Raw genomic sequence first — 12,767 nt, 5'->3', positions numbered from 1 at the left:
CCCATAAGGTTAGTCGATATCTAGTTAACAGGTTCGGCTTGATTGCCTTTGAAGATCTTAGTATTCAAAATATGCTCAAAAACCATTGCCTGGCAAAATCCATCTCAGACGTGGCTTGGAATATGCTTGTGACTCTGACCTCGTACAAGGCTGCAAGTGCCGGTTCGATGGTAGTACTGGTAGATCCAAGAAATACGTCAAAGATGTGTTCTAGGTGTGGTATCCTAGTCGGAAAGACGCTTTCAGATCGAGTCCACAATTGCCCTCAATGCGGTCTTTCAATGGATCGAGACTGGAATGCTGCAATCAACATACTCAGATTGGGACTACAATCTGTCGGCATCAAATCCGTAGAAGCCCCGGTCTTCTAGGCAGGGGAGTAGTCACCAGATATAATAATCAATACCAAGGAGCTCGAAATGCAGGAATCACTCAATTCAGAATCATATGATAGGGAAGCCTTCTGGCATGATATCAAGGAAAAGTGGCCGGGCAAGTTCAGAGATCTGGAGCGCTTCATCTTCCAGGAAATTCGCCCCGGCAACAGGATATTCGTGGGAACAGGTTGCGGGGAGCCCCAGCATCTGGTCAGATCGCTTCTTGAATTCGTCAAAGAGCGACCCAAAGCCTTTCTTGACGCTGAGCTCATAAACATAGTCACCCTTGGGGTGGCACCATACACGGACGAGAAGTTCCAGAGCAACTTTCGGCTCAACTCCTTTTTCATCGGCGACCATACTAGAAACGCCGTCAATCGGGGCGAAGCTGATTATACCCCCATATTCCTCTCCAATCTTCCCCAGCTGATCCGATCGGAGAGAATACCGCTGGATGTGGCCCTCATCCAGACCACCCTGCCGGACAAGGATGGCAGATTGAACCTGGGAGTGAGCGTCGATATCGTCCGCACGGCGGTGGAGAAAGCGGGAATAGTCATCGCCCAGCCCAACTCTCATATGCCCGCCATTAATGGCGATGGCTGGATCCGGATGGACGACGTGGACTATCTGATCCCCTGGGATGAGCCCCTTCTGGAGTACATAGAGGACGTCCCTGGCGAGATCGCCCAGAGAATAGGAAAATATGTGGCTAGAATAGTGGAAGACGGCTCGACCATCCAGGTGGGATACGGCAGCATTCCCAATGCCATCGTCTCCAGCCTGAAGAAGAAAAAGCATCTAGGGGTGCATTCTGAGCTACTGAGCGATGGCATAGCCGGGCTCATAAGGGATGGGGTGGTGGACAACAGCAATAAAAGCATCAATCCTGGAAAGACCATCGCCACCTTCTGCATGGGCCACCGCTCGACATATGATTTTCTGCGAAATAACGATAGCATAGAGTTCAGGACCATCGACTACACCAACAACCCCCTGATCATCGCCCAGAATAGCAAGATGATAGCTATCAACAGCGCCCTGGAGATCGATCTCACCGGCCAGGCCACAGCAGAGTCTTTGGGCCATAGCTTCTATAGCGGTATTGGCGGCCAGGCCGATTTCATGAGGGGCACGGCTATTGCACCAGGAGGAAAGACCGTCCTCGCTCTGCCCTCTACCGCTCTAGTCACCAGTGCTGATTCCTCAGATAATGAGGCCTCCCTGGAAGGGGGAAGAGTCTCCCGAATAGTTCCATTCCTTGGGGAGGGGGCAGGGGTAACATTGACTCGGGGAGATATTCATTATGTGGTAACTGAATACGGCATCGCCTATCTACATGGAAAGAGCATCCGAGAGAGGGCCATGGCCCTAATCGCCATCGCTCATCCCTTATTCCGCCTCTGGTTGATTGAGGAGGCTAAGAGGATGCATCTGATCTATCCGGACCAGGCCTTCATTCCCGGAGTGCAGGGAGAGTATCCGGAAGAGCTGGAGGCATGGAAGACCACCAGGACGGGTCTCGGAATCCTGTTGCGGCCGGTGAAGATCAGCGATGAGCCCCTTCTCAAAGACTTCTTCTACTCCCTGTCCGACGAGAGCATGTACCAGAGGTTCATCTCCGCCCGGAGAGATATTCCCCACCAGGAGCTTCAGAAGTTTGCTGCGGTGGATTACTTCCAGAAGATGGTTCTGGTGGCAACTGTAGAAGAGGATGGCATCGAGTCCATCTGCGGCCTGGGCCAGTATGGCATTAACAGCGATATGTTCACCGCAGATGTGGCTTTGGTAGTAAGGGATGACTGCCAGAACCATGGAATAGGAGGCGAGCTCTTGGCATATCTGACATACCTCGCGAAAAGGCAGGGGCTCCTCGGATTTACCGCTGAGGTCCTGGCAGGAAATGATCCCGTATTTCATCTATTTAAAAAAATGGGTTTTGCAGTCAGCAAGAGGCGCGATTCCGGGGTCTATGAGCTGGTGGCCATGTTTCCCTGACAACTGGTGATGGACCTTTAAAGGATCTTCATAAGGTTCATACAAAACATACTTTTTTACATCATGAGAGCGATCGAAATATTATCCATCGGGATAGTCGATGGAGATCAAGAATCAAAGGGGAGTGTAATATCATATTAAAATCGAGGTGAAGTGGATGAAGAAAACCATTTTTCTAGCAATGTTGAGCATTTTTGTCATATTCATGGCGATATCTGCCCATGGCCAGCAGGGCTTTGACCAGGCTTATACGGACAGTCCGTCTGCGATGGTACCATATATCTCAGAGGGTCAGTATTATGTCGATGGAAGCCTGAATCAATACTCCGAGTTCGATGGATTCGAATTAACTGAGACAGGCTCCAGCTCCAAGGAGAGCACAATCTACCAGACCGCGGCTCCTTCTGGCGCTCCTGTTCCTGTTGCTCCCAGCAGCCCGGACATCCTGGGGCTGGATATACCTCCAGAATCATCTATAGTGGACTATAAAGAGGCGCCCCGTTCTGCCGAGGCTGAAGACTCACTGATCGCCGCAACTGACTTTGCTCCGACCGACTTCGCTAAAGCAGGCATCGATAGGGCTGACACTTCTGCAACTGGATTCTCTTCCGGCCAGCAGAGAAGAGCGACATCAAGCGAAAAGTCCACTTATCCATCCAGTATCAGCGCCGCAGTCCCAGGTGGAGTGATAGCAAGAAATGAGCTCTATTTGAGCTATGTTCCTCAGACGACAGGAGCTTGCAGGTTATTTGGCTGGCAGCCTATGTGGCTGCAGATTTCCTCTTCCGGCCCATTATGGATCTATGAGTGGTACCCCAATGGAGAGCTGAGTGTAAAATATCTGGGCTATTCCTCTGCCGGATGGAATAAGAAATGGTTCAATGGAGATGTTCCTGGCTGGCATATCCTCCAGTATTACTGCAATGGATGGAGCAACTATATCTACGTATATGTCTACGGCCAGGGCTCCGGCACCTGGACAGATCGGAATTCATATGTTCCAGTGCCGCTCAGCGGGACAGCTGCTGTGACCCTCAGGTCAAGCTGGCTTTTAGGCTATGATGTATACCTTGATGGAGAATATATAGGCACAGAGGGATTCGGAAAGGATCTTTCCGATGGCATTTACAGATTTAATGTGCCTGGGAATATGTGGCATACCATAGTGATCAGCAAGGATGGCGAGAGCTATTGGGAGACAGGGACATTCTTAAGTGGTGCAGCATACAGGTTTACCATTTGATCTGACGATCTGAGCATTTTTTTCATTTTTTTGTTTATTTTTCATTTTTTTGTCTAGCATTTCACGCAATCATCCCGCCAACAAGGAGAGAACCTTTTTATCCTCTTTGGCTGCAAATATCCTCTTCCCTATGGATAATAGCATCCTTCTCCTCAGCATGGTGATCGCAGCCATGCTCGTCCTCTTTATAAGCAACCGTATACGGCTCGATCTTGTCGCCATAGTGGCCTGCCTCGCTTTAGCCTGGCTGAGCCTTATCAGCCCATTGGAAGCGATATCAGGCTTCGCCTCAAATGCCGTGGTGGCAATGGCATCGGTGATGATCCTGGGATACGGAATCGAGAGAACCGGGGTAACATCCCGCCTGGCCAGCACTATTATCAAATATGCTGGGATGAATGAGAAAAGGATCATCTCTACTGTATCCATGACCGTGGGCTTGCTCTCCTCAGTGATGCAAAATATCGGAGCAGCCGCCCTATTCCTGCCGGCGATAAGAAGGATAGGTCAGCAGACCTCAATCCCCACTTCCCACCTGATGATGCCCATGGGCTTTGCCGCCATCCTGGGTGGCACAGTAACAATGATCGGCTCTGGACCTCTTATCGTCCTCAATGATCTCTTGCGCCAGAACGGGATGGAGCCCTTCTCCATGTTTGCCGTAACTCCGGTAGGACTGCCTCTGCTCATAGCCGGGGTCGCCCTCTTCGCCCTGGCTGGATCTCGCATCTTCCCGAATAAAAAGGAAAAGAAATGCCAGCTTACAGTGGCTGAGATCTGGGGCATCGACTACGCTATCAAGACTTGCATTCTCCCCCGATCATCCAATCTCTCTGGAAAGACAAGGGAAGAGGCATCATTCAAGATCAAATATGACCTCAATCTGCTTGCCATCCGGAAGAATACTGAGGTGACTGTAGCCCCTTCCCGATATGCTCGCCTGGAGTCCGGCCAGGAGCTGGCCTTCCTCGGATCCAAAGAGGATTTTAATGATTTTATTTCGGCTTCCGGCTGTGTGCCCACTGAAAACCGGAGCAGATTGAAGTCCATCCTGGATAGCGGAGGATTTGGCCTGGCTGAGCTGATCGTCCGGCCAAAGGCCTCGATCATAGACAAAACCCTGCGGGAGATCGGATTTCGCCAGAAGTTCTCCATAGAACCGATCGTTCATTATAGCAAAATGAGGGAGTCAAGATCGGATTTCTACGATACCCCTCTTGCAGCCGGCGATACCATCATCGCCTTTGGATCATGGGACACCCTGAGGCTTCTTGCCAGCCACCAGGATCTTCTGCTGCTCACTCATCCCGAAGGAGAGGAGATTCGCTATAAGAAGGGGCCTTTGGCCGTCATGATATTCATTGCTTCCCTGGCCCTTACCTTTACAGGAATGCCGATCTCCATCGCTCTTCTCACTGGAGCTGTGGCCATGATTCTGGCGGAGATTCTCACTCCGGACGAGGCTTATCACGCCATAGACTGGAAGAGCGTAATTCTCATAGGCGGCCTGATTCCCTTCGGAATAGCGATGGAGAACACTGGAGCTTCCAGGCTCATCGCCAGCTCTTTTGTCGATCTTCTGGCTGGCGCCCACCCAATTGCAGTCATGCTCTCCCTAGCCATCCTCACAACCGCTCTCTCTTTGATCATATCCAATGTGGCGGCAACAGTCCTCTTAGTTCCTCTGGTGCTACTTTTGAGCGCAGGCATAGGGGCGGATCCCAGGGCTCTGGCTCTGCTGGTGGCAGTCTCATCTCAGAACTCCTTTATCCTTCCCACCCATCAGGTGAACGCTCTGCTGATGGATCCCGGTGGATATACCATCAGGGATTACCTCAAGGCGGGAGGCGTTATGACCGTTCTTTTCATATGCATTGAAACAACATTCATCTATTTGTTAATCTGATAAGAGGTGAGAATGATGATCATCCATCAATTTTTCGTCCCCGGCATCGCCCATAGCTCCTACATGGTAGCCGGGAATAACATCTGTGCAGTCATCGACCCAGAACGAAACATCCGTCCCTATCTGGATTCTGCCAAGAAGATGGGTCTTAAGATAACTCATATCCTGGAGACGCACCTGCATGCTGATTTCATCTCCGGCCACCTCGATCTGGAAGAAGCGACTGGAGCCAGGATTTATGCTCCAGCATCTGCGAACTGCGCTTTTCCCCATGAACCCCTAAAAGAAGGGGACAGGATAAAGCTGGAGGATATCATATTCTCGGTGATCGAGACCCCAGGCCACACCCCAGAGCACATCTCCTACATAGCTGCTGACACCAGCAGGGCAGATGACCCTGTATCCCTCTTTTGCGGTGACACTCTCTTTGTAGGAGACGTTGGCAGGCCGGACCTCTTTCCGGGCAGAGCAGAGGAGCTTGCATCATCCCTCTATGATAGCCTGCACGAGAAGATCCTTAAGCTTCCGGACCACTGCGAGGTCTATCCTGCTCATAGCATGGGATCGCTCTGCGGACGGGCGATAAGCGCAAAGAGGAGCAGCACCATTGGCTTTGAAAGAAAATACAACTATGCCCTGCAGATATCCGATCGCCAGGAGTTCATACATTCCCTCACCTCGGATATGCCAGCTGCCCCGGACCATTTCGCTCGCTGCTCAGAGATCAACAGGGTGGGGCCCAATCTCATGAGGAGCCTCAAAACTCCTAAACCTTTGGATCCGAAGGCCTTTTCCAATAGCATAAAATCCGAAAAGGCGGCGATCTTGGACGTACGAAGCTATCCGGCATTCTCCGGCCTGCATATACCTGGATCCTGGCATATCGATCTTGCCGGCAGCTTCGCCACCCAGGCAGGCTGGGTCATACCCCCGAAAAAGGACATCTTCCTGGTGGTTGAAGGGAATGAACAGGTGGACGAGGCTGCTATGCAGCTGCGCCGGGTAGGTCTGGATAGCGTGGAAGCGTTCCTCGAAAGGGGCATGCTGGCCTGGGGAGTGAACGCTATGCCAGTAGATACTGTTCCAATAATAACCCCCAATATGGCAAATGATCTGGTTGCATCGGAAAAGGCGGTTATCATCGATGTCCGGTCAGCGGAGGAGAAGACTGACGATTGCGTCATCGGATCGATTCAGATCCCCTGGCACGACCTCAGAACCAGACATAAAGAGCTATCCAGGGATAGGAAGTACATTGTGATGTGCAGAGGAGGACAGAGGGCGAGCATTGCGGCATCCATCCTGAAGATGAACGGATTTAATAACGTCTTTAATATGGCGGGCGGATTCACCGCGTACCAGAAGCTGGGTATCTGCGCCCTTAACGACTGATCTCTTATGATCGATTGGATAACGATGGATTCATGGTCGCCGTATGTTGTGGGAGCGGGGATAGGGGTCCTCTCCTGGATCGCCTTCCTTCTCTCCGATCGCCCCCTGGGTGCCTCGACGGCGTTTGCCAAGTCTGCCGGTATGATCGAATCGGCGATTAACCGGGAAAATGCGGACCAGATGTCCTACTACCAGAAGATCAAGCCCAAAATTGATTGGCAGTGGATGATCGTCTTCGGCATGATAATTGGATCGCTTCTGTCATCATTCCTCTCTGGCCGTCTTGCGGTTCTGATTGTGCCCCCGATATTCGCTGAGGCCTTCGGAGCTGATGCGCTATTCCGGTTCGCCATAGCTCTGATCGGGGGGATTCTGATCGGCCTGGGGGCCCGTTGGGCTGATGGCTGCACCTCCGGTCATGGCATATCCGGCACTCTTCAGCTATCGCTGGTAAGCTGGATTGCGGTGGTATGCTTTTTTGTCTCAGGGATTGCAGTCGCCGCACTGATCTTTGGATTGGGGATCAAATGAGGGGTGATAAAGATGCCTTTTGAGACGATCAGGTCAAATGGAAGGGCACAGGTCGCCCTCGGTTTCTTATTCGGCGTTATCTTCGGATTCCTCCTCCAAAAGGGAGGGCTGACCGACTATGGGGTGATAGTTGGCCAGCTCCAGCTCACCGACTTCACAGTGGTCAGGGTTATGCTCACAGCCATTCTGGTGGGGATGATAGGGATCCATATCATGAGGTCTGCGGGGCTTGTCCGTCTGCACATCAAACCCGGATCGATCGGATCTACCGTTATAGGCGGGCTGATATTCGGGGCGGGGTTTGCTATTCTGGGCTACTGTCCAGGAACCGCTGCTGCTGCATTTGGGTCAGGAGCGATTGATGCCCTGGTGGGGATGGTTGGCATCATTATTGGAGCGGGGATGTTCGCCCGCCTCTATCCTGTCCTGAACCGGTCGGTGCTGAAATGGGGCCCCCTTCCAGAGGGCACAATACCGGAGCTTATAGGCATCAGGCCGATAATCGTCATTGCTGCCGTGGCAGTCTTGATAGTCGCCGTGCTGCGCTGGCTAAGCTTTTAAATAACAATATAACCTAAGCCCGATTGAGCCAAAGGACTTAAAGCATGTACGTCTTGCACTCTCTCTGGGATACCGAGGCATTTTATATCTGGGCTGAATCCTCAGCTCTACCTCTGGTCAATCAGGGCTATTCAGTTAGCAGCGAAGGGATTCCAGCTCATCCATTCTCCTTGCCGGGAAAGGAGCTGAAAACGCAAATTTCCAGGGCATTTCATCTGAATGGCGCCAAGACTCGAGCACTGATTCTCAGGATTCCTTCCGGCAAAAATGGACCTCTTCCCTCGCCCTGGCTATTGAGAGAGGATTATATCTCACAAAAGCCTGCTGGGCTGATCGAATGCGCTGTTGATGTTCTAGCCCTTGCGCCTGACCTGGCAGCCAAATTTCTTCTGGATCTTCCCATACATCCGCTCAAGGGAGTTGTTTATGCTGATTCAATGCGGTTTTGGTCCAGGCTCGCCCTCTATTCCCTGGAGCTGGTGGCAAAAGAGCAGTTTGTGCCTGCGGTCAGAGAAAGATACTCTCTATGGAAGGCGGTGATGGATGAGACCGATCTGGAACGGCTTGATCGCTTCTCAAAAGCCATGCCACCAAGCTGCCAGGCTCTCAGATTGTTCCCCACAGATAAATCCTCTCCAAAAGATCTGGCGAGAAGCTTCGTGGATGGAATGGCTGACTCTCTGGTGCGCGGCAGCCTGGAACAGCTTACACTCCTCCCACCCAAGAGAGGGCGCAGACCGCGAGTGATTCCTCTGCCCCAGCAGTTCTTGCTGTCTCTTACCTCAAAGGACCCAACGCTTGAAGCCTCGACTGAGGAGGTCGCCGCCTTCGCCAAGAAGATGAACTCCTGGATCAGTGAACTCGAGCCAAAAGCGGTGTCTGTACCATTTCGCACCTGCTTCCGGCTGCAAGCCCCGGCGGAAGAGGAGACCTGGAGATTGAGCTTCTTCCTCCAGGCAAAAGACGACCGCAGCCTGATGGTCCCGGCGGGAGAGGTATGGAGGACAAAGTCGGATGCTCTCACCCTCTTGAAAAAGAGCATAAAGAATCCGCAAGAGCAGCTTCTCGCTGACCTGGGCAGAGCAGCGCGACTCTTTCCCCAGCTGGAAAAGAGCCTGGAGACTGCCAGGCCTGCAGAACTGGAGATGGAAACCACAGAAGCTTATTCATTCCTGCGCCAATCGGCTCCTCTTTTAGAGCAGAATGGCTTCGGAGTAATGCTGCCCGCCTGGTGGCAGCGACCCGGCACACGCCTGGGTGTGAAGCTGCAGCTGAGGGACGCACCCAGAAAAGAGGGCAATGCTGGTTCTGCTTTCTTCGGCCTGAACTCGGTTGTGGAATACGACTGGCAGCTATCTTTAGGCGACTATGTTATCTCTCGAGAGGAGTTCGCACAGCTCTCTCACCTCAAGATCCCTCTTATTCAAATAAGGGGAGAGTGGATGGAGCTGAGGCCTCAGGATATCGAGGCGGCCATTGATTTTTTCCATAAGAACAGGAACCACGAGATGACCCTGGCTGAGGCTCTGCATCTGGGCTTGAATCCAGCCGGCCATCCTTTGCCTGAAGCGAAAACCACCCTTCCCGTGCATGGCTTTGAGGCCGAGGGCAAGATCAAAGAGATGCTTTCCGCTCTTTCTGACCCCAGCGGCCATATGGAGCAACTCTCTTCCCCCCTAGATTTCCAGGGCACTCTGCGGCCCTATCAGCTACGGGGCGTATCCTGGCTCATGTACCTGAACCGGCTCGGCCTGGGAGCCTGTCTGGCGGATGATATGGGTCTGGGAAAAACGATAGAGTTGATTGCATTTCTTCTGCATGAGAGAGAGACTATGAAGGGCCCCGGCCCCACTCTTCTCATCTGTCCTATGTCTGTTGCCGGCAACTGGGAGCGGGAGATCGAGCGCTTTGCCCCCGGGCTGAAGGTCCTCATGCATCACGGCCTGGGCCGTCTCTCCGGCCAGGACTTCGAGAAGGCGGCGGAAAAGGCAGATGTGGTTATCACCACCTACTCTCTTGCCCAGAGGGATGAAGAAGAGCTTAATGCCGTATCCTGGGGTCACATAGTCTTGGACGAGGCGCAGAGCATCAAGAACCAGTCTGCCCGGCAGACCCAGTCCATAAAGCGCCTGAAAGCCACCCAAAAGATCGCTCTGACAGGAACGCCCGTGGAGAACAGGCTCTCTGAGCTATGGTCGATCATGGATTTCCTCAATCCCGGCTATCTGGGCTCATTCGAATCCTTCCGCAGGGATTTCGTGCTGCCCATAGAAAGATACAATAATAGAGCTCATTCCGAGGCCCTGCGATCTCTCATCCAGCCCTTTGTCCTGCGCCGGCTAAAAACCGACACCACAGTGATAAAGGACCTCCCAGAAAAGACGGAGATGAAGGTGGGCTATAATTTGACGCCGGAGCAGGCGAGCCTTTATGCTGCGGTGGTGGAGGATATGTTATCCAGGATCGAGTCTTCTGAAGGCATGAAGCGCAGAGGTCAGATTCTGGCTGCACTGACCAAGCTCAAGCAGATCTGCAACCACCCGGCGCTCTTCCTGCAGGACGGAAGCCCGCTGGAGGGCCGCTCCGGAAAGCTGTCCCGTCTGGAGGAGATGCTCGACGAGGCCATTTCTGTTGGTGACAGGGCCTTGATATTCACTCAGTTCGCCGGCATGGGGGCGATGCTCAGACATCAGCTGCAGGAAAAGCTCGGGGTTGAAGTCCTCTTCCTGCACGGCAAGACCAGCCGGAAGCAGAGAGAGGAGATGATCCAAAGGTTCCAGCAGGGAAGCTCTCCAATATTCATACTATCACTAAAGGCCGGAGGCTTCGGCCTTAATCTGACTGCTGCCAACCATGTATTCCACTTCGATCGCTGGTGGAATCCTGCGGTGGAGAATCAGGCTACTGACCGCGCCTTCCGCATCGGCCAGAAGAAGAACGTCTTTGTGCATAAGTTCGTCTGTGCTGGAACGCTTGAGGAGAGAATAGACCAGATGATAGAACAGAAGAAAGCGCTGGCAGAATCGGTGATAGGGACAGGCGAAGCCTGGCTGACTGAGCTGTCTGATGATAGCTTGAGAGAGCTGCTTGTTCTGAGGCAGGAGGCAGTGAGCAATGGGAGCGATAGCAGCGATCGGAGCGATAGAAAATGAGCCCCTACTGGAGCTACTATGAACCAGCCAAGCCCAAGAAGGTCGAGAACGGGCTAAAAGCCAAGAGCAAACGAGGATGCATAGGAGAAACATGGTGGTCCAAGCGCTGGGTCAAGACCCTTGAATCCTTCAATCTGGGAGCCAGGCTCACTCGAGGAAAAAGCTATGCTCGAAAAGGGCAGGTTATATCCATAGATGTCAATCCCGGCATAGTGAGGGCCAGGGTGCAGGGAACCGGATCGGAGCCTTATGATGTGGTGATAAAGCTGAAGCCACTGTCGGATGCTGAGTGGGATAAGGCTGCCTCGACTATGGCCTCAAAAGCAGTATTTGCAGCCCGGCTGCTGGGCGGGGAGATGCCGCAGAACATCGAAGAGGCCTTCTCCGAGTCAGGTCTATCCCTCTTTCCCAGCAAGGGCAGGGACTTGAAGACAGATTGCTCCTGCCCGGACTGGTCTAATCCCTGCAAGCATATAGCTGCGGTCTACTATCTTCTGGCAGAGCAGTTTGACTGCGATCCTTTCCTGATCTTCAAGCTTCGAGGGCGGAGCAAAGAGCAGATCATGGAAGCGATGCGCAAGATGCGTTCCGCTGAGGCTGTTGAGGAGGCAGATGGGATTTCGAGATCAAGCCAGGACGCAAGGGAGCAATTCAAGCCCTTGGAGGAGTGTTTGGATTGCTACTGGCGGGGAGGTGGCGAGCTTGATCTGCTGGAGATCAATCCAAGAGCCCCTGATGTAAAGGGGGCAGTTTTGGAGAGACTGGGGCCGAGCCCTTTTTACATAGCAGGCGTCAATTTGGCAGCATTGCTCCCCAAGGCCTATGAAAAAGCAGGCAAAGCAGCACTTCAGAGGGCAACTGGCGAGACTGAAAGCAAAGAGATGCAGTAGTAAAGATGGCACTGGCTATGCCACGCTTCACGAGCTGGATGCTGGAAGGCAAAAAACTGCTGAAAGCTATTGCCGAAACCTTGATGAGTGCATTATTGACTGAAAGAGCTTGCTCATCCAGTTAACAAATCCCTTAAATGGACTTGTCTTCATATACCTTGACGCGTCCAGGCACCTTCCATAGCTATCGTAGACCTCGAATTTTCCATCTTCACTATGGATGATGCACTCAGCCTTCTCTTTCCTGCATATCTCTCGTGCCAGCCTGATCGCCTCGGCCTTGGTCTGAGCGTGACCACAAGGCCTCCATGCATGGGGCTTCTTGATATCCCATCCGTTTCGGGAATTCTTTACCACATGTCGCTCATTCCGAGCCATATTTTTCTATTAGTGTTTCTAAATATATAAAATGATTTGTTGGGTTTCTGCGAGGGGGCTTTCCCTGGCCATGAATGCTGCAGTGCGCCCAGGATAATTGCGGTGGAGATGGAAGGAGCTGGAGCGGCCGCGGCCATAGAGCAGGGCCGGAAGCCAGGGAATTCCCACAAGATTCATGATGATCCGGGGGATATCAGATGTGGCCGCTGCCTTCATAATGGGATGGATTGGGACAGGCTGCCCCGTTCGCCATCGGCTAAATCACGGGTTTGTGATTGTCTTCGTAATCGATCGGAAAGTTCAGTATTTTATTCATGCAGATTCTCCTTCTCTGGGCTT

At 52.5% G+C, this 12,767-nt stretch carries 10 protein-coding genes; 9 read left to right on the top strand and 1 reads right to left on the bottom strand.

The window, feature by feature from the left end:
- The 9 genes from BP822_RS07115 to BP822_RS07075 form a co-directional block, all read left to right on the top strand.
- A partial coding sequence (locus BP822_RS07115) for an RNA-guided endonuclease InsQ/TnpB family protein (protein WP_286878051.1) occupies positions 1-371 on the top strand: 371 nt, incomplete at its 5' end.
- A 48-nt stretch (positions 372-419) separates the two neighbouring features.
- Entirely contained in the window at positions 420-2,375 is a 1,956-nt protein-coding gene (locus BP822_RS07110; protein WP_286878050.1) for a GNAT family N-acetyltransferase, read from the top strand.
- Between the two features lie 181 nt (positions 2,376-2,556).
- Complete coding sequence (locus BP822_RS07105; protein ID WP_286878049.1) at positions 2,557-3,618, top strand: hypothetical protein; 1,062 nt, start codon at positions 2,557-2,559, stop codon at positions 3,616-3,618.
- A gap of 172 nt (positions 3,619-3,790) precedes the next feature.
- Positions 3,791-5,524, top strand: coding sequence for an SLC13 family permease (locus BP822_RS07100; protein WP_286878048.1), 1,734 nt, complete (start codon positions 3,791-3,793; stop codon positions 5,522-5,524).
- A gap of 15 nt (positions 5,525-5,539) precedes the next feature.
- The gene (locus BP822_RS07095) at positions 5,540-6,916 is read left to right on the top strand and encodes an MBL fold metallo-hydrolase (RefSeq protein ID WP_048132702.1); all 1,377 of its coding nucleotides are present in this window, start codon (positions 5,540-5,542) and stop codon (positions 6,914-6,916) included.
- A gap of 6 nt (positions 6,917-6,922) precedes the next feature.
- Entirely contained in the window at positions 6,923-7,447 is a 525-nt protein-coding gene (locus BP822_RS07090) for a YeeE/YedE thiosulfate transporter family protein (RefSeq protein ID WP_013718081.1), read from the top strand.
- A gap of 12 nt (positions 7,448-7,459) precedes the next feature.
- Positions 7,460-8,008 carry a DUF6691 family protein gene (locus BP822_RS07085; RefSeq protein ID WP_273279076.1) on the top strand — a complete coding sequence of 183 codons (549 nt, stop codon included), beginning with the start codon at positions 7,460-7,462 and terminating at the stop codon, positions 8,006-8,008.
- Positions 8,009-8,052: 44 nt separating this feature from the next.
- Complete coding sequence (locus BP822_RS07080) at positions 8,053-11,160, top strand: DEAD/DEAH box helicase (RefSeq protein WP_286857873.1); 3,108 nt, start codon at positions 8,053-8,055, stop codon at positions 11,158-11,160.
- Positions 11,157-12,050: an SWIM zinc finger family protein gene (locus BP822_RS07075; RefSeq protein ID WP_286857871.1), complete on the top strand. Its 894-nt coding sequence runs from the start codon at positions 11,157-11,159 to the stop codon at positions 12,048-12,050. The genes BP822_RS07080 and BP822_RS07075 overlap by 4 nt, the downstream gene beginning before the upstream one ends.
- Before the next feature lie 66 nt (positions 12,051-12,116).
- Here the strand turns inward: BP822_RS07075 and BP822_RS12950 are convergent, their stop codons facing one another.
- Positions 12,117-12,428, bottom strand: coding sequence for a DUF2188 domain-containing protein (locus tag BP822_RS12950; protein WP_083804627.1), 312 nt, complete (start codon positions 12,426-12,428; stop codon positions 12,117-12,119).
- Positions 12,429-12,767: the final 339 nt, after the last annotated feature.

This window comes from Methanosaeta sp. UBA458 (genome assembly GCF_002496085.1).
GTDB classification, from domain to species: Archaea; Halobacteriota; Methanosarcinia; order Methanotrichales; family Methanotrichaceae; genus Methanothrix; species Methanothrix soehngenii.
The sequence above is the reverse complement of the archived record's forward strand: the minus strand, read 5'-3'. Positions and strand labels throughout refer to the sequence as shown.

Coding starts and splice junctions, on each gene's coding strand:
- BP822_RS07075 (WP_286857871.1), top strand. CDS start 11,157: ATGAGCCCCTACTGGAGCTACTATGAACCAGCCAAGCCCAAGAAGGTC.
- BP822_RS07110 (WP_286878050.1), top strand. CDS start 420: ATGCAGGAATCACTCAATTCAGAATCATATGATAGGGAAGCCTTCTGG.
- BP822_RS07105 (WP_286878049.1), top strand. CDS start 2,557: ATGTTGAGCATTTTTGTCATATTCATGGCGATATCTGCCCATGGCCAG.
- BP822_RS12950 (WP_083804627.1), bottom strand. CDS start 12,428: ATGGCTCGGAATGAGCGACATGTGGTAAAGAATTCCCGAAACGGATGG.
- BP822_RS07090 (WP_013718081.1), top strand. CDS start 6,923: ATGATCGATTGGATAACGATGGATTCATGGTCGCCGTATGTTGTGGGA.
- BP822_RS07100 (WP_286878048.1), top strand. CDS start 3,791: ATGCTCGTCCTCTTTATAAGCAACCGTATACGGCTCGATCTTGTCGCC.
- BP822_RS07095 (WP_048132702.1), top strand. CDS start 5,540: ATGATCATCCATCAATTTTTCGTCCCCGGCATCGCCCATAGCTCCTAC.
- BP822_RS07085 (WP_273279076.1), top strand. CDS start 7,460: ATGCCTTTTGAGACGATCAGGTCAAATGGAAGGGCACAGGTCGCCCTC.
- BP822_RS07080 (WP_286857873.1), top strand. CDS start 8,053: ATGTACGTCTTGCACTCTCTCTGGGATACCGAGGCATTTTATATCTGG.